The 392-nt window shown below is 50.3% G+C and carries 1 protein-coding gene; it reads right to left on the bottom strand.

Going from position 1 to position 392, the window contains the following annotated elements; genetic code table 11:
* The coding region (locus tag E0L35_RS26010) for a UvrD-helicase domain-containing protein (protein ID WP_171051252.1) at positions 1-392 on the bottom strand (392 nt) is incomplete at both ends.

Raw genomic sequence — 392 nt, 5'->3', positions numbered from 1 at the left:
AGCGATCACCTTCACCAAAGTTTTCATGGAAAGCCGTGGTGAGCGACATTTGCGCCCCGCTGAATCGGTAAATCGCCTGCCAGTCATCACCAACAGCGAACAACGTCGTTTGACTATTTTGCTTGCGTAATGCCGCTAACAACGCTGCACGCTGCGGCGAGATATCCTGAAATTCATCAACCAGAATATGCTTCCACGGGCTGATAAAGCGACCTTTCTCCAGAATCACAATCGCCTGGTGAATAAGGCCCGAAAAATCGACAGCGTTTTCTGCCTTCAGCGCACCTTTCCAGGCTTTTAATAACGGGGCCATCAACTTGATACGTTTACTGAACAGATCGCGAATCTCTTCGGGTGCACTGGCAATCATTTCTGCCTGTGCACCACCGTGC

Source organism: Halomonas sp. ATBC28, from assembly GCF_005937175.1.
In the GTDB taxonomy this organism is placed as follows: domain Bacteria; phylum Pseudomonadota; class Gammaproteobacteria; order Pseudomonadales; family Halomonadaceae; genus Vreelandella; species Vreelandella titanicae.
This window is presented reverse-complemented; position numbering and strand designations above follow the sequence as displayed.